This is a genomic window from Prevotella sp. RM4, assembly GCF_000701965.1.
GTDB classification, from domain to species: Bacteria; Bacteroidota; Bacteroidia; order Bacteroidales; family Bacteroidaceae; genus Prevotella; species Prevotella ruminicola.
In genome coordinates this window covers 455,843-472,414 of record NZ_JNKG01000008.1, presented here as the reverse complement: position 1 = coordinate 472,414, position 16,572 = coordinate 455,843, and the positions used below count along the sequence as shown (strand labels likewise).

Sequence of the window (16,572 nt, the reverse complement as noted above, 5' to 3'; positions counted from 1 at the left end):
AATCACTATTCACTTCTTTTGTACTTCCTCCATCACACGCAGGAAGTTACCACCCCAGATTTTCTGGATGTCGTGCTCACTGAAGCGACGGGCCAGCAATCTACGGGTAAAATTAATCAGTTCCGACGAATCGGCCAAGCCACGAACACCACCGTCGCCATCAAAGTCGGTACCAAGACCCACATGGTCGATACCCATCACATCAATGGCATGCTCTAAGTGAGCAATCACATCGTTGATGGTAGCCTCGCCATCCTTCTTCAGGAATCCGTGATAGATGGTAGTCTGTGCTACGCCACCTTTCTGTGCAAGGGCACGCATCTGGTCGTCGGTAAGGTTACGAGGATGATCGCAAAGCGCACGTGCCGACGAGTGACTGCAAACAATAGGTTTGCAGCTGATTTCGAGCGCCTGATAGAAGCTCTCCTCGCCAGCATGGCTCATATCAACAAGCACGCCCAAACGATTCATCTCCTTGATAACCTGCTCGCCGAAAGCACTCACACCATGATGCGTGTGCTGTGTTTTCGAAGCCGAATCGCAAATATCGTTATCACCATTATGACAGAGAGTCATATATACGATACCGCGATCCACAAAATGCTGCAGATTCTCCAGTTTACCGTCGATAGCGATACCGTTCTCGATACCAAGCATAATGCTCTTCAAGCCCTGATGCTTGTTCATCCAGAGGTCGCGAGGCGTGTTAGCGATACGTACATAATCGCTGTTCTGACCCACAATCACCTCAATCTGGTCGAAAATGCTATCAGCAAAGGCCGTAGGATTCTCGGTTGGCTGGGGCAGATAAGCTACCATGATGGTTGCATCCTGACGACCTTCGGTCATCTTGTGCAAATCTACAAGAATCTTGGGGTCGCGCTGCTCAAAGTGTATGCCCTGAGGAAAGAACATAGGTGTATCGCAATGGGTATCGAGTGTAAGCACACGATCGTGAGTGGTATGAGCTTCACGAAAACTCTTGGCCTCGTTAACCAACCACTGGAACAAGGGCAGGCCTTCTTCCAAACACTCGGGATGCCACTGAACACCCAATATCGATTTAAACTCGCTACTCTCCATCGCTTCGATGATACCATCGGGCGACTTGGCTATTACTCTGAACTTATCGCCAGCTTCGGCCACAGCCTGATGATGGAACGAGTTAACCATCACCTTGGTAGATTTATAAATATCGAACAAACTTGAATCTTCGTCGATAATCACGCTATGTGTAGGTTCCGAACGGTCGGCATCCTGCGAATGCTTGATGGTTGCCACATCGCTGATGTCCTGTGCCACCTTGCCGCCAAACGCTGTAGCCAGCGTCTGGATACCACGACAGATACCCAGCATAGGAATCTGACGGTTGTAGGCCAAACGGGCAATCAACAATTCGGGCAGGTCGCGTTCCTGATTGATACCATGCAGCTTGGGCGAAGGCTCCTCGCCTGCCCAAAGGGGATTGATATCACCTCCACCACTCAGGATAAGGGCGTCGATATGCTCTAAGGTATTTACAATTACATGCTTATCGGCCACAGGCGGAATAACAACGGGCACACCACCTGCTGCTACTACCGACTGATAATAGCCTCGACCCAACTTACATGTCAGGTCTTCGTAATTGCCAGTAATACCAATCACAGGACGCTTCTCAGCTTCTGGGAAGTGGGCATACACATCATTCAGATGCGACTGGAGTTCAAATCTGCTCATAGCTTTTTGTCTTCATCGTCGAGCACGATGGGAATCTCACGTTTCAAACTCTGTTCCAACGAGATCAATGTTTCGGTAGCAACTACGCCAGGAATACCCTGCAGCTTGCCATTCAGCAATTCCATCAGCTGCTCGTTATCCTTAGCATAGAGCTTAACCATCATCGTATAAGGACCAGTAGTGAAGTGACATTCTACTATCTCGGGGATATGCTGCAAACGCTCTACCACCTCTTTATACATCGAACCCTTTTCAAGGGTGATACCCACGTAGGTACAAGTAGAATAACCTAAACTCTTAGGATTAACATCGAAACCACTACCTGTAATCACTTCGGCATCAATCAGGTGCTGAACACGCTGGTGGATAGCGGCTCGCGATACATTACATTCTGCAGCAACATCCTTGAAAGGAATACGTGCATTCTTGGAAAGGATACTCAGAATCTTTTTGTCCAAAAAATCAATTTTTTCCATTTTTTCTCCCTTTAGTTACATTTTGTCAGCAAAATTACGTAAATTAATTGAACAATGCAACTTTTTTGAAGAAAAAATTAAAAAAGTGTGCCACTTTTGTGACACACTTGCTTATTTCTTAGCTTTTTTCGACGATTTTGCGGCCTTTGCTGGTGCAGGTTTGTCACCTACGATTCCAACAAGCTCAATATCGAAAATCAACGCGCTGTAAGGTTTTATTTGTCCGGCATCGCGACTACCGTAAGCCAGTTCAAAGGGGATATAAACCTGCCACTTTGAACCTACAGGCATCATGGTAAGTGCCTCGGTCCAGCCCTTGATCACATCAGTTGGACGGAACTCAGCAGGCTCGTCGCCATGATTTCTTGAGGCATCGAATACGGTGCCGTCGATCAGACGACCCTCGTAATGTACCTGTACCTTATCGCTGGTGGTAGGCACAGCCCCTGTTCCCTGGGTAAGCACCTTGTACTGGAGTCCGCTGGGCAGTGTAATCACACCATCCTTCTTAGCATTCTCGGCCAGGAACTGACGGCCAGCCTCGCGGTTTGCGCCATAGAGTCGCTCTTCCTTCTCAGCCTTGTTGGCCTCCATCTTGGTTCTGAAGATGTTCTCGGCAGCATCTACCTTAAAGAAAGTAGTATCCTGCAGCAGAGCATCGGTAAAACCTTTGAAGAAAGCACCCGAAACCAACGAGTCGGGAGTTCCCTCAAGTTCTTTAGCCACACCAGGCATCATGCGGTCAACCAGCTGCTGAGCGATGGTGATACCCATCATATAAGCCTTCTCCTGGGGATTGTCGAGATTTCTTGAAACAGTCTCGTTAAATCCACGTACAAAATCAGCCATGTAAGCGGTATCTACCTTCTGCTGAAGCAGGAAGTTAACCAAACCCATTGTGCTACTCATACCTGCAGTATAGCTGATAGAATCAGAACTGGTAGCGAGTTTGAAAGCCTCAACAACAGGAGCCTCCTCCTTTACTACCACCTTCTTTTTCTTGGCAGCATCTACTGTAGATAAAGAAGCACCCGCCACGAGGGCGAGTGCAAATATCAATGACTTCTTCATTGTTACTTCTTAGGATTTACCTCGAGCAACTCGATCTTGAAGATCAGTGCTGAGAAAGGATCGATGTTACGCTGAGCACGCTCGCCGTAAGCCAGCTCCTGAGGAATGTAAACCTCCCAAACTGAACCAGCAGGCATGTGAGTGAGAGCCTCTGTCCAACCCTTGATAACCTGGTTGGCACGGAATGTTGTGGGCTCGCCACGCTTGTATGAGCTATCGAAGATAGTATCGTTAATCAAACGACCCTCGTAGTGTACCTTAACGAGTGAAGTATCAGCGGGGATAGCACCTGTACCCTCCTTGATAACCTTGTACTGAACACCGCTAGGCAGAGTTTTTACACCAGCCTTCTTAGCGTTGGCAGCAAGGAACTTCTCACCAGCCTCCTTGTTAGGGCCATAGGTCTTTGACATCTCCTTAGCCTTGATTTCCTGAATCATGCGCTGAGCAACCATCTGAGCTGAATCAACAGTCATCAGACCCTTCTTGCCTGTAGTACCGCTGATGAAACCAGCCATGAAGTTCTTCAGAGAGATAGTCTTTGTAGAGTCATCACCGAATACCTCGTGGTTGATACCCTTGATCATACGGTTAGCAATCTGCTGACCGATCTGGATACCAGCATAGTAAGCAGCCTTCTTCTTGTTGTCGCCAGCGTTAGCACCCTCCTGCAGACCCTTGATGAACTCGGCCATGTAAGCGGTGTCAACATCCAGACTTCCTACGAGATACTCCTTCAAACCCTGAGTCTGAGCCATACCAATGGCGTAGCTCATAGTGTCTACGTCTGTCTTCAGACTTGCTTTAGGGGTAGAGTTGCCACATGCGGTGAAACCGGCAGCAGCAATAGCCATAACGGCTACGATTGATAATTTTTTCATTGCTTTCTGTTATTATTTTAAACTACTTGTATTAACTCAACATCGAAAATGAGTGCTGCGAATGGAGGAATAGAAGCACCTGCACCACCCTCGCCATAAGCCAGACGGTAAGGGATGAAGAAACGATACTTGGCACCCTCCTGCATGAGCTGTAGACCCTCGGTCCAACCAGCGATAACCTGCTGGAGTGGGAATGTAGCGGGCTCGCCACGCTGGTATGAGCTATCGAATACAGTACCGTCGATGAGTGTACCCTCATAGTGGCACATAACGGTATCCTTAGCCGATGGCTTCTTACCGTTACCCTCTTTCAGTACCTGATACTGCAGTCCGCTGGGAAGTGTTACCACCTCAGCCTTCTTGCCATTCTCGGCGAGGAACTTCTCGCCTGCCTCCTTATGTGCCTTTCCCTTCTCGGCACGCTCAGCCTGGAGCTTCTGCTCCTGCTTCTGGAAATAGTCCTGTACGATTGTCTGAGCCTCACGGTGTGAAACCTTCAGCTCGTTGCCTTTCAACACGTCGTTGATAGCCTGTGCAAAGTCCTCGACACTGATATTGTCAGCACCCATCTGAGCCAACTGCTGACCGATGCCCAGACCTAAAGCATAACTTAATTTATCCATTCTCTATTTATTAATAATGTGTAACGTCTAAAAAACGGCTGCAAAGTTACACTTTTTTTCTTATTCCGATGCATTATAATTGCTAAAATTTCTTTTTTATATCAGAAAAGTTGTATTTTTGCAACATCAAACTTAAAAATCATTCTTATGAAAAAGATTGTTGTCTTAACTGGTGCAGGTATGTCGGTAGAAAGTGGACTGAAGACTTTCCGCGATGCCGATGGTTTGTGGGAGAATTATCCCGTACAGAAGGTAGCCACCCACGAGGGTTGGCTGGCCGATCCTACGCTCGTAACAAACTTCTACAATATGCTGCGTAAGAAGTGTTGGAACGTGCAGCCAAACGAGGGACATAAGTTGGTGGCCGAACTTGAGAAAAACTATGACGTAACGGTTGTAACGCAGAATGTTGACAACCTGCACGAGATGGCAGGCTCAAGTAAGGTGATTCACCTGCATGGCGAACTGATGAAGGTTTGTTCGAGTCGCGATGTGGACGACCCACGCTACCAGATTCAACTTACACCCGACAACTGCGAGATAGAACCAGGCACCAAGGCTGGCGACGGCTCGTTACTGCGTCCGTTTATCGTATTCTTTGGCGAAGCGGTGCCTAACATCACGATAGCAGCCGAAGAGGTACAGGAGGCCGACATTCTGATTATCATCGGCACCTCACTGGTGGTTTATCCTGCCGCAGGTTTGCTGCACTATGCCCGTCCCGATGTGCCCGTTTACCTTATCGATCCCAATCCCATCAACGCCGGTGGTCGCGTAACACAGATACAGAAAGGCGCTAGCGAAGGAATGAAAGAACTCGTAAAGATTCTTAGCGAATAAGGTTTTGGCACGGATTACACGGCTTTAATAAATTAAAAACACGGCTTTGGTATTGCAACTAAAGCCGTGTTTCTTTATAAAAAAGAGCCGTGTTAATCCGTGCCTATAAAATCGTGTCTTTATTTCTGGCCGCGGTCTTTGCGGATGAATTCGATAAGACGTTCTACAGCCTCTTCTTCGGGAATATTCTTCTCGATACACTCCTTGGCCTTGTAGAGCGAGATTTTACCACGTCCGGCACCTACGTAACCGTAGTCGGCATCGGCCATCTCACCAGGACCGTTTACGATACAGCCCATGATACCAATCTTCAAGCCTACCATGTCCTTGGTGGCAGCTTTAATCTTGGCAATAGTTTCCTGCAGATTGTAGAGCGTACGACCGCAACCTGGGCACGAGATATACTCGGTCTTGGTAAACTTGATACGGGCTGCCTGCAGAATGGCGTCAGAAAGCTCTACCAACTTTGAACTTTGATCTTTGAACGTTGAACTGTTGATTACCAGGTTGTGGGCCTTCTTATCTATCAGCAGGGCACCAACAGCCATAGCGGCCTTGAGCTGCAGGGTTCCCCAATCGGGGGCATCCACATCCAGCGTGATGGTATCGTCCTTGATGCTTGCCTCAGCCTTCTCGCGCAGGGCGGTACACTCAGGAATCATATCTACCAGCTTGCGAGCCACAGGGATTTCGCACTCAGGCTCCTCGCTCAATGATACACGGATGGTATCACCGATACCCTCAGTAAGCAGGGCACCAATACCAACGGCACTCTTGATACGACCGTCTTCGCCCTCACCAGCCTCGGTAACACCCAAGTGCAGGGGGTAGTGCATATCTTCCTTATCCATGGTTTTAACCAGCAGACGCATAGTGGTTACCATCACTACGGTGTTAGAGGCCTTGATACTGATAACCACATCGTTAAAGTTCTCACGCTTAAAGATACGCAGGAACTCCATGCAACTCTCAACGATACCCTCGGGAGTGTCGCCGTAACGACTCATGATACGATCCGACAGTGAACCGTGGTTCACGCCGATACGTACTGCCGTGTGATGCTCCTTACAGATATTCAGGAAAGGCACCAGCTGCTTCTCGATCTTCTGCAACTCGGCAGCATACTCCTCATCGGTATATTCCAGATGCTTGAACGTACGACCTGGATCAACGTAGTTGCCAGGATTAATACGCACCTTCTCACAGTACTGGGCAGCCACATCGGCGGTATGAGCAGTAAAGTGCACATCGGCCACCAGTGGTGTATTGTAACCATCGGCCTTAAGCTGGGCCGAAATGTTCTTCATGTTCTCAGCCTCGCGGGTACCCTGGGTGGTAAAGCGAACCAGCTCGCCACCAGCGTCGATAATACGCTTGGCCTGGGCCACACAGCCCTCGGTATTATTGGTATCTACCGTTCCCATCGACTGAATGCGGATGGGGTTCTGACCGCCAATGCCGATACCGCCGACACGGGCTTCGGAAGATTGTCTTCTGCTATACATTAAAGATTAGACATTAAAAATTAAACATTAATTGGTTTTGAACTGGTATTTAATCGCGGCCAGCTCCTCGTTGGCTTTCTCGATCTTGATACGCAGATTACCTTTATAAACAGCCAGGCGCTGTGCCAACTCCTGATCGGCCAAGGCCATCATCTCGCAAGCCAGGATAGCTGCGTTCTGTGCACCGTTTACACCTACTGTAGCAACAGGGATGCCTGGGGGCATCTGGATGATAGAAAGCATGGCATCCAAACCGTCGAGCATACCCTTGATGGGCACACCGATAACGGGCAGAGTGGTTGATGCGGCAATCACACCAGGCAGGGCAGCAGCCATACCGGCACCAGCAATAATCACCTTAATGCCACGATCCTTAGCGGTACGTGCAAACTCCTCGACGGCATCGGGAGTGCGGTGAGCCGACAGGGCATTAACCTCGAAAGGTACCTGCATCTCGTCGAGCAACTTAAACGCTTTTTCCATAACGGGCAGATCGCTTGTACTGCCCATGATAATACTTACTAATGGCTTCATAATATATTAAACATTAAATTTCAGAAAACATTATAAATACAGCAGACCGAGTACGGAGCACACAAGGCCTACCAGAAACCCGGCTACCACCTGCGCAAGCGAGTGCTGACGCAGAATCATTCGACTGGTGCCTAACATGCCTGCCAGGATGAACACCAGACAGAGCCACCAGATGGGATTAAAGGCAAACAGCTCGCCAAACACAAACAGCGCGCCTGCCACACCACCGATTGCCGAAGTATGGGTTGAAATCTTCCACCACACGTTTACCAAGGCGCACACTATCTGGATGGCCAATGCAGCCGATACGATGGTGCCCATAAAGTGCGGTATGTGCAGCATGTCCATGATGTACACGCAGAAGAAGTAGCAGAGAATAGAGATAACATAAGGCACCATACGACGCTCCTTGTGTCCGAGCTCTATCAGGTTCCAGCCGTTGTACTTACGATACAGATGAATAAGCACCGTAGGCAATAGGATGGTGAAGAAATACACCAGCGTTAACACCTGAAGCTTGTAGCCCAAGGGCATTAAGCTGAGGTAGCTCAGAAAGAAGAGCGACAGCAACCCCACAATAGGCAGGTAGAACGGTGTAAACACCATGCTCATCACCCTTGCCGTTAATATGATATTCTTTTCCCTACTCATTTTCTTAATCTTGCTATAGGAATACCCAACTGTTCGCGATACTTGGCCACGGTGCGGCGGGCGATAGGAAAGCCTTTGGCAGCAAGCTGATCTTTCAGCTGGTCGTCGCTCAGCGGCTTACGTTTGTCTTCGGCATCCACCAGGTCGCGCAGGGCAGCTTTAATCTGTCGGGTGCTCAGCTCCTCGCCACTCTCGGTAACGTAGCCGTCGCTAAAGAAATGGCGCAAGGGGAAGGTGCCCCAACGCGTTTGGGCGTATTTCGAATTGCTTACACGCGAGATGGTAGATATATCGAGTCCGGCCTTTTCGGCCACATCTTTCAGAATCATAGGTCGTAGCGAGGCCTCGTCGCCATCTAGGAAGAACTGACGCTGCAACTGGATGATTGCCCGCATGGTAACCGTGAGTGTATGGCGGCGCACTTTGATGGCCTCGATAAAGCCCTGTGCAGCATCCACCTTTTTCTTGATATACAGCAGCGCTTCCTTGGTCTGACGACTCAGGTGGTCTTTGTTCTGCTGATACTCCTGCATCGAATCAACAAACGATTGCGACACCTTGAGTTCGGGCACCTCGCCGTTGTTCAGCGTAAAGGTGATGGTGCCATCATCCTGGGTATCCACAATAAAGTCGGGGGTTATCTGCTGCATGCTGCGACCCACGGTTTCGCCAAGCGATGCACCTGGACGTGGATTCAGCTTGCGCAGTTCGCGGAACAGGGCCTCGGCCTGCACGTCGTTCAACTGCAAGTCGGTCTGTATCTTGTCCCAATGTTTGCGGGTAAATGCCTCAAAGTAATGGTTGATAACACGCTCCATCAGATCGCGCAACCGCGATGGGTCGCGACGTTCAATCTGCAGCAGCAGGCACTCCTGCAGCGAGCGGGCACCGATACCGGCGGGATCGAAAGCCTGCAGCATCAGCAGCACGTGCTCAATCTCCTTGTCGGTGGCATCGATGTTATGATAGATAGCCAGCTCGTCGCTAACGATCGAGAGGTCTTTTCTCAGCAATCCGTCGTCGTCGAGCGAGCCAATCAGATATTCCAGAATATCACGTTCCTTATCAGTCAGGTCGAGTTCGCCCACCTGCTCTTTCAGCTGGTCGTAGAACGATTCGGTTTCGCCGTACACGATCTCCTCGCGTTCCTCGGCATACGAGCTGCCACTCTGGTACACAGGCAGGTCTTCATCGTCGCGACCGATACCGCTCAGGGCCTCGTCGAGTGCACTCTGACGTTCCTCACGCTCGCTGGCAGCCTCAAAATCCTCGGCGCCATCGTTATCGCTACCACCGCCAAAGTCGGTCTCTTCGGCAGCCATCGCATCATCGTCGTAGGGCTGTTCGCTCTCCAGAGCGGGGTTATCGTTCATTTCGGTATTGATACGGTCAATCAGCTGCGTCACTGGCAACTCTATCAGCGACGATTGTAACAACTGCTGTTGAGAGAATGTCTGTCCCAGTTTCTGCAGTTGCTGCTGTTCCTGTATCTGTGTATTCTTAATGCTCAATTTTCAATATTCAATGTTCAAAATAGTCCTTCAACTGTTCGGCATACGAAGCCAACTCCTGCGGTTCGCTGTTGCCAAAGCGGCGCCACACCTGCTGACAGGCCAATACCAAGTTTCCCTTCATCTCGTCCTTGCGATTCAGATATGGGTCGCAGTGCTGGAAAGCCTCCATCACATCTACCACCTCCTGGGGCTTCAGCCTCATCATCTTGGCCAATGCCTGCACCTCGGGGGTCTCGGGCACCATCGTGATAGGTGTTAAGCGGAAGTACTCATCCAGTATCAGCACCAGCATCATTGGTGTTAGCGTGGTATCATCAGCTATAGGCTTAAACTCCTTCTCGAAACTCTCAATCGTCTCCACCCCTTCGTAAAACTCCAGGGCGTTGTTGAATCCCCACATTTCGCGCAACAGGTTTACGGCCCGCTTCAGCTTACGCGGGTTCTGTCCGTACACCTCCCAGATGTGTTCGATGCGCGGTGTTTCGAGGTTGGCTATCTGGCACATTTTATTGAAGAGCTGCTGGGGTGCGATATGCAACTCCAGACTCAAATCAACCATTGCCTTGCTGTACATGGGCTTTATGCCAGTGGGTTTTTGTAAGTACAACTGCATGAGCAGTAGCCAGTATTCATCCTGCCATTTTGAGTTTTTTGCCATATTATGCGCTATTTTTTTGCAAAAATAGTGATTTTTTTGTATATTTGCACCGAAAAGGAGAAAAAACTATGAGAAAAGTGGTATTATTTGCCCTTTGGGCACTGTCGGTAGCCTCGGTGTGCGGTCAAAATGTTCGCGAAACGTTGAAACGCGATTTTCTGAAGGCTGGCAGTAACTACTATGCTTACCAGGGGCCAACACGCGAACTAACACCTCCGCCATCGGGCGAGAAGCCGTTTTACATCAGTAGCTATTCGCGCCACGGGTCGCGTTACCTCATCAAGGCCGAAGAGTACGACTACCCATATCTGGTACTGCTTAAAGCCGACAGTCTGGGCAAGCTTACCGAGTTGGGACAGAAGGCTCTGCGACTGCTTGGCTACCTGCGCGACGATGCGAGTGGCCGATATGGCGATCTGACCCCCCTGGGTGCCGTACAGCATCAGCAGATAGCCCAGCGCATGTACGACCGCTTTCCTGAGGTATTCGAGGGGCGCTCGGTTATCGAGGCCAAGAGTACGGTGGTTATCCGTTGCATCCTGTCGATGCAGCACGAGCTGTTGCAGCTGGCCAAGAACAATCCCAAGCTGATATTCAATACCGATGCCTCGCAGCACGATATGTACTACATGAACATGCAGGATTCGGTGCTGTACAAGCAGCGTTACTCAAAGAAAACCCAGCAGGCCTACAGGGATTTCTGCGCCAAGTACGCAATCCACAAGCCTGCCATGGGCAAGATGTTTAACGATTCGGTTTACTTTAACAGCGAGGTGGATGCCTACGAGCTTAACAAGGCCATTTTCAAGATTGCCTCGAGCGTTCAGGGCACCGAGATGCGCGAGCTGTTCAGTCTGTTCGACATCTACACCCCCGACGAGCTGTATAACAACTGGTTGCAGGCCAACGCTTTCTGGTACCTCAGCTTTGGCAGCAATCCCTACAATGGCGGCAAACAGCCGTTTACCCAGCGCCGCTTGCTGCAACGTATCATCGAGGATGCCGACAGCTGTATTATCCGCCCTCACCCGGGTGCCACGCTGCGTTTCGGACACGAGACGATTATCTTGCCGCTAACATGTCTGCTGGATCTTAACGGCTACGGCCGCACGATTCGCGATCTGGACCGTTTGGATATCGACGGCTGGATTAACTTCGAGGTGTTCCCCATGGCAGCCAACATCCAGTTTGTGTTCTACCGTAAGGACGAGAACGATCTTGACATTATCTTCAAGGTGCTACTTAACGAGAACGAGGCTACACTACCCATACCAACTGATATAGCACCCTACTATCACTATCGCGATTTCCGCGAACACTACATGAAGAAAATAAACGATTACGAACTGAAGTTAGCCAAGTCTAAACGCTAACATCAGGCTTCCACAATACTACGTGCCCCTCGTAAAGCGATGCGGGCACGTTTATTATGCGTTGGTTTGATGAGCCGCGGAACAGCAGGTCGGGATCTTTCAGTCGCTCGATAAAAGGTCCGTCAACCAGCACGTCGATATTCTCGAGCAGTTCGCGCTGATCTTCCTGTATCAGGCTCTCGAACGTAAAGCCTGTAAAGCACCAGATATCCTTATTGGTTTGCTGGTGTATGGCGCGTGCCAATTCGGCAAAGCCTGCTGCCTGATACATCGGGTCGCCACCCGAGAAGGTCACGTTGGCAAAGGGGTCGGCCACGATAATCTTCATCAGCTGCTGTGTGGTCATCTCGCGGCCACCATCAAATGCCCACGACTGCGGATTATGGCAGCCTGGGCACTGATGATTGCATCCAGCACAATAGATGGACGTCCTGAACCCAGGTCCGTCCACCATTGTATCTTCTATGATATCTAATACTCTTATCATTTAAACAAGTCCTGATCCTGTGCGCTGTGGCCGATGTGGGTAACACGATCGTTCAGCTCGGCCAGCTTGCCGCTGTTCCAGCGATCGGTAGTACCTACCAGATAGCCGGTAATACGCTGCAACTTATCAATGTTGTTACTACCGCACTTAGGACACTTTTCCAGGTTGTCGTCGGCATTCTCATAGCCGCAGTCCATGCAGCGGTTGCGGTTGTGGTTTACGCTGCCGTAACCCATATCCAGCTGGTCCATCATGTCAACCACGCTCATAATTACCTGTGGGTTGTGGGTAGCGTCGCCGTCAATCTCTACGTAGAAGATGTGTCCACCACGAGTCAGGTTGTGGTAAGGAGCCTCAACCTCGGCCTTGTGGCGTGCGCTACATTTATAATATACGGGCACGTGGTTAGAGTTGGTATAGTAATCGCGATCGGTTACGCCGGGCACGATACCAAACTCCTTACGGTCCTTCTTGGTAAACTTTCCGCTCAATCCCTCGGCTGGTGTGGCCAGTACCGAGTAGTTGTGGTGGTAGCGCTCGCAGAACTCGTTAGCACGGTCGCGCATGTAAGTAACAATCTTCACACCCAGCGCCTGTGCCTCTTCGCTCTCGCCGTGATGCTTGCCAATCAGGGCTACCAAGCACTCAGCCAGTCCGATAAATCCGATACCCAGTGTACCCTGGTTAATCACGCTCTCAATGCTGTCCATAGGCTTCAGCTTATCGGCACCAATCCACAGGCACTGCATCAGCAGGGGGAACTGCTTGGCAAAGGCTGTCTTCTGGAACTGGAAGCGGTCGTCCAACTGCTTGGCAGTAATCTCCAGCATCTGATCCAGCTTGGCAAAGAACATGTCGATACGCTTCTGCTCGTCCTGCTCCTCGCGGCACTCCAGGGCCAGCTTTACAATGTTGATGGTCGAGAAGCTCAGGTTACCACGACCGATACTGGTCTTAGGTCCGAATCGGTTCTCGAACACACGTGTGCGGCATCCCATCGTAGCCACTTCGTGCACAAAGCGCTTAGGATCGTCGGCACGCCACTCGCTGTCCTGGTTAAAGCTGGCATCCAGATTCAGGAAGTTAGGGAAGAATCGGCGGGCTGTAACCTTACATGCCAACTGATACAGATCGAAGTTGCGATCCTCGGGCAGGTAGTTCACACCGCGCTTCTTTTTCCAGATCTGAATGGGGAAGATAGCTGTTTCGCCGTTACCCACACCCTCGTAGGTGCTCAGCAGTATCTCGCGCATCACGCAACGGCCCTCGGCACTGGTGTCGGTACCGTAGTTGATACTCGAGAACACCACCTGGTTACCACCACGCGAGTGGATTGTGTTCATATTGTGGATAAATGCCTCCATGGCCTGATGTACACGGGCCACCGTTTTGTTGATGGCATGCTGACGGGCACGATCTCTACCCTCCAGGCCATCCAGAGGGGCCTTGAGATAGTCCATCAAAGGCTCGTCGTACAAGTCCTGTAAGCTCTCGCCATACAGGTCTTCGAGTGCTTTCAGCTCCTCGATATAGCTCAGGCGCACGAATGGTGCCAGATAAAAGTCGAAGGCAGGAATAGCCTGTCCGCCGTGCATCTCGTTCTGAGCGCACTCCAACGAGATACAAGCCAGTACGCTGGCCGTCTCGATACGCTTGGCAGCACGCGAGGCACCATGTCCGGCAGTAAAACCGTTCTGCAGGATGTTGTCCAATGGGTGCTGCACGCAAGTAAGACTCTTGGTAGGATAGTAATCCTTATCGTGAATGTGCAGATAGTTATGCTCAACGGCGTTGCGACTCTCCTCGCTCAGCAGATAGTCGTCTACGAATGGCTTGGTAGTTTCGCTGGCAAACTTCATCATCATGCCCGCAGGTGTATCGGCGTTCATGTTGGCGTTTTCGCGCGTCACATCGTTATTCTTAATGTTCACGATATCCAGGAACACCTCGCGTGTCTTGGCCTTACGGGCAATCGAGCGCTGGTTGCGGTAGGCAATGTACTTCTGAGCCACGTCCTTACGACTCGACTTCATCAGCTCCATCTCCACCAAGTCCTGAATCTCCTCTACCGTCATCTGACTCTCGCCACGCTGGGCAATACGGTCGGTAATCTGGTACAGCAGTCGCTCGTCCTCGCCTTTGTCAGTATGTAACATGGCCTTACGTATGGCGGCCATCACTTTCTGTTCGTTAAATCCCACTATGCGCCCATCGCGCTTCTTTACAGTTTGTATCATGAGGTTTCTAATTATTTATGATTAATTCTTCAATGTCTCGTTAAACGCCAATGCGTACATCTTTATCTGCTTAACCATAGCCAGCAGTCCGTTGCTGCGGGTAGGCGACAGATGCTCTTTCAGTCCTATCTGCTCAATAAAATACAGGTCGGCATCCAGAATCTCCTGTGGCGTGTGGTCGCTCAGCACGCGTATCAACAGGGCCACGATACCCTTTACAATCAAGGCATCGCTCTCAGCGCTGAAGTGAATGTTACCATCCACCAGGTCGGCCTGCAACCATACACGACTCTGACAGCCGTCAATCAGGTTCTGTTCTGTTTTATACTTATCGTCCAGCGGCTCCTGCTCATTACCTAAGTCGATGAGTAGCTGATACTTATCCATCCAGTCGTCGAAACCACTGAACTCGTCGATAATCTCGTCTTGTATTTCGTTTATTGTCATAGCTTATATAATTTGCCTGCAAAGTTACTAAATTTCCCCTATCCCACCAAACATCTCCCGTATTAAATATGGTTAATATTTTGCCCCCATTTTTGTTATGTATTGATAAACAGAATCTTGCCCCGATTCTCTTTAGGCTTCACTGCAGAGAGAGGCCAAACGGTAGGGATTGCTACACGCTACAGTGCTACAGTTAGAAATCAAGTCGGCACCAAACCCAAACCAAATACCTATATTTATATAATATATATTATATATAATATAGACGTTAGTTGTAGGTGTGCAATGGCTCGAAAACTAACTGTAGCACTGTAGCACTGTAGCGCGTAGCAGGCTGAAAATTTGCGAGTATTAATAGTAGCAATTGCTACCATTAATAGTAACAACCGCAACTATTAATAGGATACTGTTGTTTACTTCAGTATATTATACAGCAGCGTAGTGAGGGAGATGGCAATGCCGGTGGCGCTGAACCAGATGGTGGTCATGGTACCGACACCTAGGGATTGGTGGTGTTAACGGTGATGGTGAGCTGGTCCTTGGGCATGATACGGGCATCGTAAAGGCGCTGCGAGCTACTCAGATCTACCTGCTCGCTGTTTTGCAGATAGGCCACATCGCGACTGCTACCACACGAGGTGAACAGCATACTCATAATAAACAGCACCAGCACCAAACCTCCACCTACCGACCAGCGGCAGCGACGACTGCAGTGGCTTTGCGACTGGAGCACGGCGGGGCGATGGGCAATCATCTGGTAGATGGTGCCCCAATCGGGCAGTGGGCACAGACCGCTATCGTCGATAAACACATCTACATTCAGCTTGCGTGAGTAGGTGGGATTGCCGGCGGGCGTTTCCTCGGGGTAGTTACTGTTAACAGCATAGAACTCTAAACCGCGCTGGCGACACCACTCTACGGCCTCCTGGAGCAAACGGCCCTCGCGACAGGTCCATAGTATTAACTGATGGTGGTCGCGGGCAAGCAACTTAAGGGTCTCGATGGCAAAGGGTTTCTCGTTGCCAATGTAAGGGTAACGGTTCTCAACGATGGTACCGTCGAAATCAACTGCAATAATCATCTCTTTATACTTTTATCGTTATTATTTCCGTAGTGCGAGTAGGCATAACGCCCGTAGCGACCATAAAAGCCGTAGCCATAATAATAGCCGTGCTTGCGCTTCGACATGTCGATGCCATTAAGCACCATGCAGGGCTTGGGCAGCTTTTGTTCGGCTGCCAGCGTGTTTACAATCTTTATATCGGTTTTGTGCGTATAGTCGGCACGGCACACATAGCAGCTTACGGGGCGTAAAGTTGAACGACTGCACAGGCTGACCGTTGCACAGCACCTGTCCCTCGACCTGCACGGTGTTATGAAGGGGTGCCAGCTCCAGACGGATAGTACGCGTTTCGTCGTGCAGCATGCGGTCCATACTGTCATCGGCTACACTCTGTTTCTTGTCATCTGTCATAAAAAAATCTTCAGTACTTAGTAAGTTCAGGGCATTGTTCTGTGTTGTTATCCTATCATGTCCAGCCCGTTTAATTTTTCCT

At 50.0% G+C, this 16,572-nt stretch carries 16 protein-coding genes and 2 pseudogenes; 2 read left to right on the top strand and 16 right to left on the bottom strand.

Going from position 1 to position 16,572, the window contains the following annotated elements; genetic code table 11:
- Positions 1-9: 9 nt before the first annotated feature.
- From T499_RS0107830 to T499_RS0107810, 5 genes are all read right to left on the bottom strand, one after another.
- Positions 10-1,719 carry a membrane dipeptidase gene (locus T499_RS0107830; RefSeq protein WP_033150476.1) on the bottom strand — a complete coding sequence of 570 codons (1,710 nt, stop codon included), beginning with the start codon at positions 1,717-1,719 and terminating at the stop codon, positions 10-12.
- Positions 1,716-2,195, bottom strand: coding sequence for an Lrp/AsnC family transcriptional regulator (locus T499_RS0107825; protein WP_013064402.1), 480 nt, complete (start codon positions 2,193-2,195; stop codon positions 1,716-1,718). Before T499_RS0107825 ends, T499_RS0107830 begins: the two co-directional genes overlap by 4 nt.
- A 111-nt stretch (positions 2,196-2,306) precedes the next feature.
- Entirely contained in the window at positions 2,307-3,266 is a 960-nt protein-coding gene (locus tag T499_RS0107820) for an FKBP-type peptidyl-prolyl cis-trans isomerase (RefSeq protein WP_033150475.1), read from the bottom strand.
- A 2-nt stretch (positions 3,267-3,268) separates the two neighbouring features.
- Positions 3,269-4,147 (bottom strand): FKBP-type peptidyl-prolyl cis-trans isomerase, encoded by an 879-nt coding sequence (locus T499_RS0107815; RefSeq protein WP_013065343.1) that lies wholly within the window; start codon positions 4,145-4,147, stop codon positions 3,269-3,271.
- A 17-nt stretch (positions 4,148-4,164) separates the two neighbouring features.
- Positions 4,165-4,770 (bottom strand): FKBP-type peptidyl-prolyl cis-trans isomerase, encoded by a 606-nt coding sequence (locus T499_RS0107810; RefSeq protein WP_033150474.1) that lies wholly within the window; start codon positions 4,768-4,770, stop codon positions 4,165-4,167.
- A gap of 147 nt (positions 4,771-4,917) precedes the next feature.
- Between T499_RS0107810 and T499_RS0107805 the strand changes: the two genes are divergently transcribed.
- Positions 4,918-5,610, top strand: a complete 693-nt coding sequence (locus tag T499_RS0107805; RefSeq protein ID WP_013064206.1) for an SIR2 family NAD-dependent protein deacylase — start codon at positions 4,918-4,920, stop codon at positions 5,608-5,610.
- 119 nt (positions 5,611-5,729) lie between these two features.
- Here T499_RS0107805 and ispG read toward each other — a convergent pair whose 3' ends face one another.
- From ispG to T499_RS0107780, 5 genes are read right to left on the bottom strand one after another with little or no spacing between them, the layout of a single operon-like run.
- A complete protein-coding gene (gene ispG / locus T499_RS0107800) occupies positions 5,730-7,115 on the bottom strand; it encodes a (E)-4-hydroxy-3-methylbut-2-enyl-diphosphate synthase (RefSeq protein ID WP_033150473.1) in 1,386 nt (461 codons plus the stop codon).
- Positions 7,116-7,142: 27 nt separating this feature from the next.
- A complete protein-coding gene (gene purE / locus T499_RS0107795) occupies positions 7,143-7,649 on the bottom strand; it encodes a 5-(carboxyamino)imidazole ribonucleotide mutase (protein WP_013065668.1) in 507 nt (168 codons plus the stop codon).
- 30 nt (positions 7,650-7,679) lie between these two features.
- Complete coding sequence (locus tag T499_RS0107790; RefSeq protein ID WP_033150472.1) at positions 7,680-8,300, bottom strand: phosphatase PAP2 family protein; 621 nt, start codon at positions 8,298-8,300, stop codon at positions 7,680-7,682.
- Positions 8,297-9,805: an RNA polymerase factor sigma-54 gene (gene rpoN / locus T499_RS0107785; protein WP_157054566.1), complete on the bottom strand. Its 1,509-nt coding sequence runs from the start codon at positions 9,803-9,805 to the stop codon at positions 8,297-8,299. Before rpoN ends, T499_RS0107790 begins: the two co-directional genes overlap by 4 nt.
- A 16-nt stretch (positions 9,806-9,821) precedes the next feature.
- On the bottom strand, positions 9,822-10,472 hold the full coding sequence (locus tag T499_RS0107780) for a hypothetical protein (RefSeq protein WP_033150470.1): 651 nt from the start codon (positions 10,470-10,472) through the stop codon (positions 9,822-9,824).
- A gap of 68 nt (positions 10,473-10,540) precedes the next feature.
- Between T499_RS0107780 and T499_RS0107775 the strand changes: the two genes are divergently transcribed.
- A complete protein-coding gene (locus tag T499_RS0107775) occupies positions 10,541-11,845 on the top strand; it encodes a histidine-type phosphatase (protein ID WP_033150469.1) in 1,305 nt (434 codons plus the stop codon).
- Here T499_RS0107775 and nrdG read toward each other — a convergent pair.
- From nrdG to T499_RS14665, 6 genes and pseudogenes are all read right to left on the bottom strand, one after another.
- Positions 11,835-12,332 (bottom strand): anaerobic ribonucleoside-triphosphate reductase activating protein, encoded by a 498-nt coding sequence (gene nrdG, locus T499_RS0107770; protein ID WP_013063954.1) that lies wholly within the window; start codon positions 12,330-12,332, stop codon positions 11,835-11,837. The two genes, T499_RS0107775 and nrdG, sit on opposite strands and share 11 nt — an antisense overlap.
- The gene (locus T499_RS0107765; RefSeq protein ID WP_033150468.1) at positions 12,329-14,569 is read right to left on the bottom strand and encodes an anaerobic ribonucleoside triphosphate reductase; all 2,241 of its coding nucleotides are present in this window, start codon (positions 14,567-14,569) and stop codon (positions 12,329-12,331) included. Before T499_RS0107765 ends, nrdG begins: the two co-directional genes overlap by 4 nt.
- A 21-nt stretch (positions 14,570-14,590) precedes the next feature.
- Positions 14,591-15,016, bottom strand: coding sequence for a SufE family protein (locus tag T499_RS0107760; protein WP_033150467.1), 426 nt, complete (start codon positions 15,014-15,016; stop codon positions 14,591-14,593).
- Positions 15,017-15,764: 748 nt separating this feature from the next.
- Positions 15,765-16,097: pseudogene (locus T499_RS14995) on the bottom strand (BT0820 family HAD-type phosphatase); the annotation flags it as partial.
- Positions 16,094-16,318, bottom strand: a pseudogene (locus T499_RS14990) (hypothetical protein); the annotation flags it as partial. The pseudogenes T499_RS14995 and T499_RS14990, both read right to left, overlap by 4 nt.
- The gene (locus T499_RS14665) at positions 16,215-16,490 is read right to left on the bottom strand and encodes a hypothetical protein (protein WP_157054559.1); all 276 of its coding nucleotides are present in this window, start codon (positions 16,488-16,490) and stop codon (positions 16,215-16,217) included. The gene T499_RS14665 and the pseudogene T499_RS14990, both read right to left, overlap by 104 nt.
- Positions 16,491-16,572 lie beyond the last annotated feature (82 nt).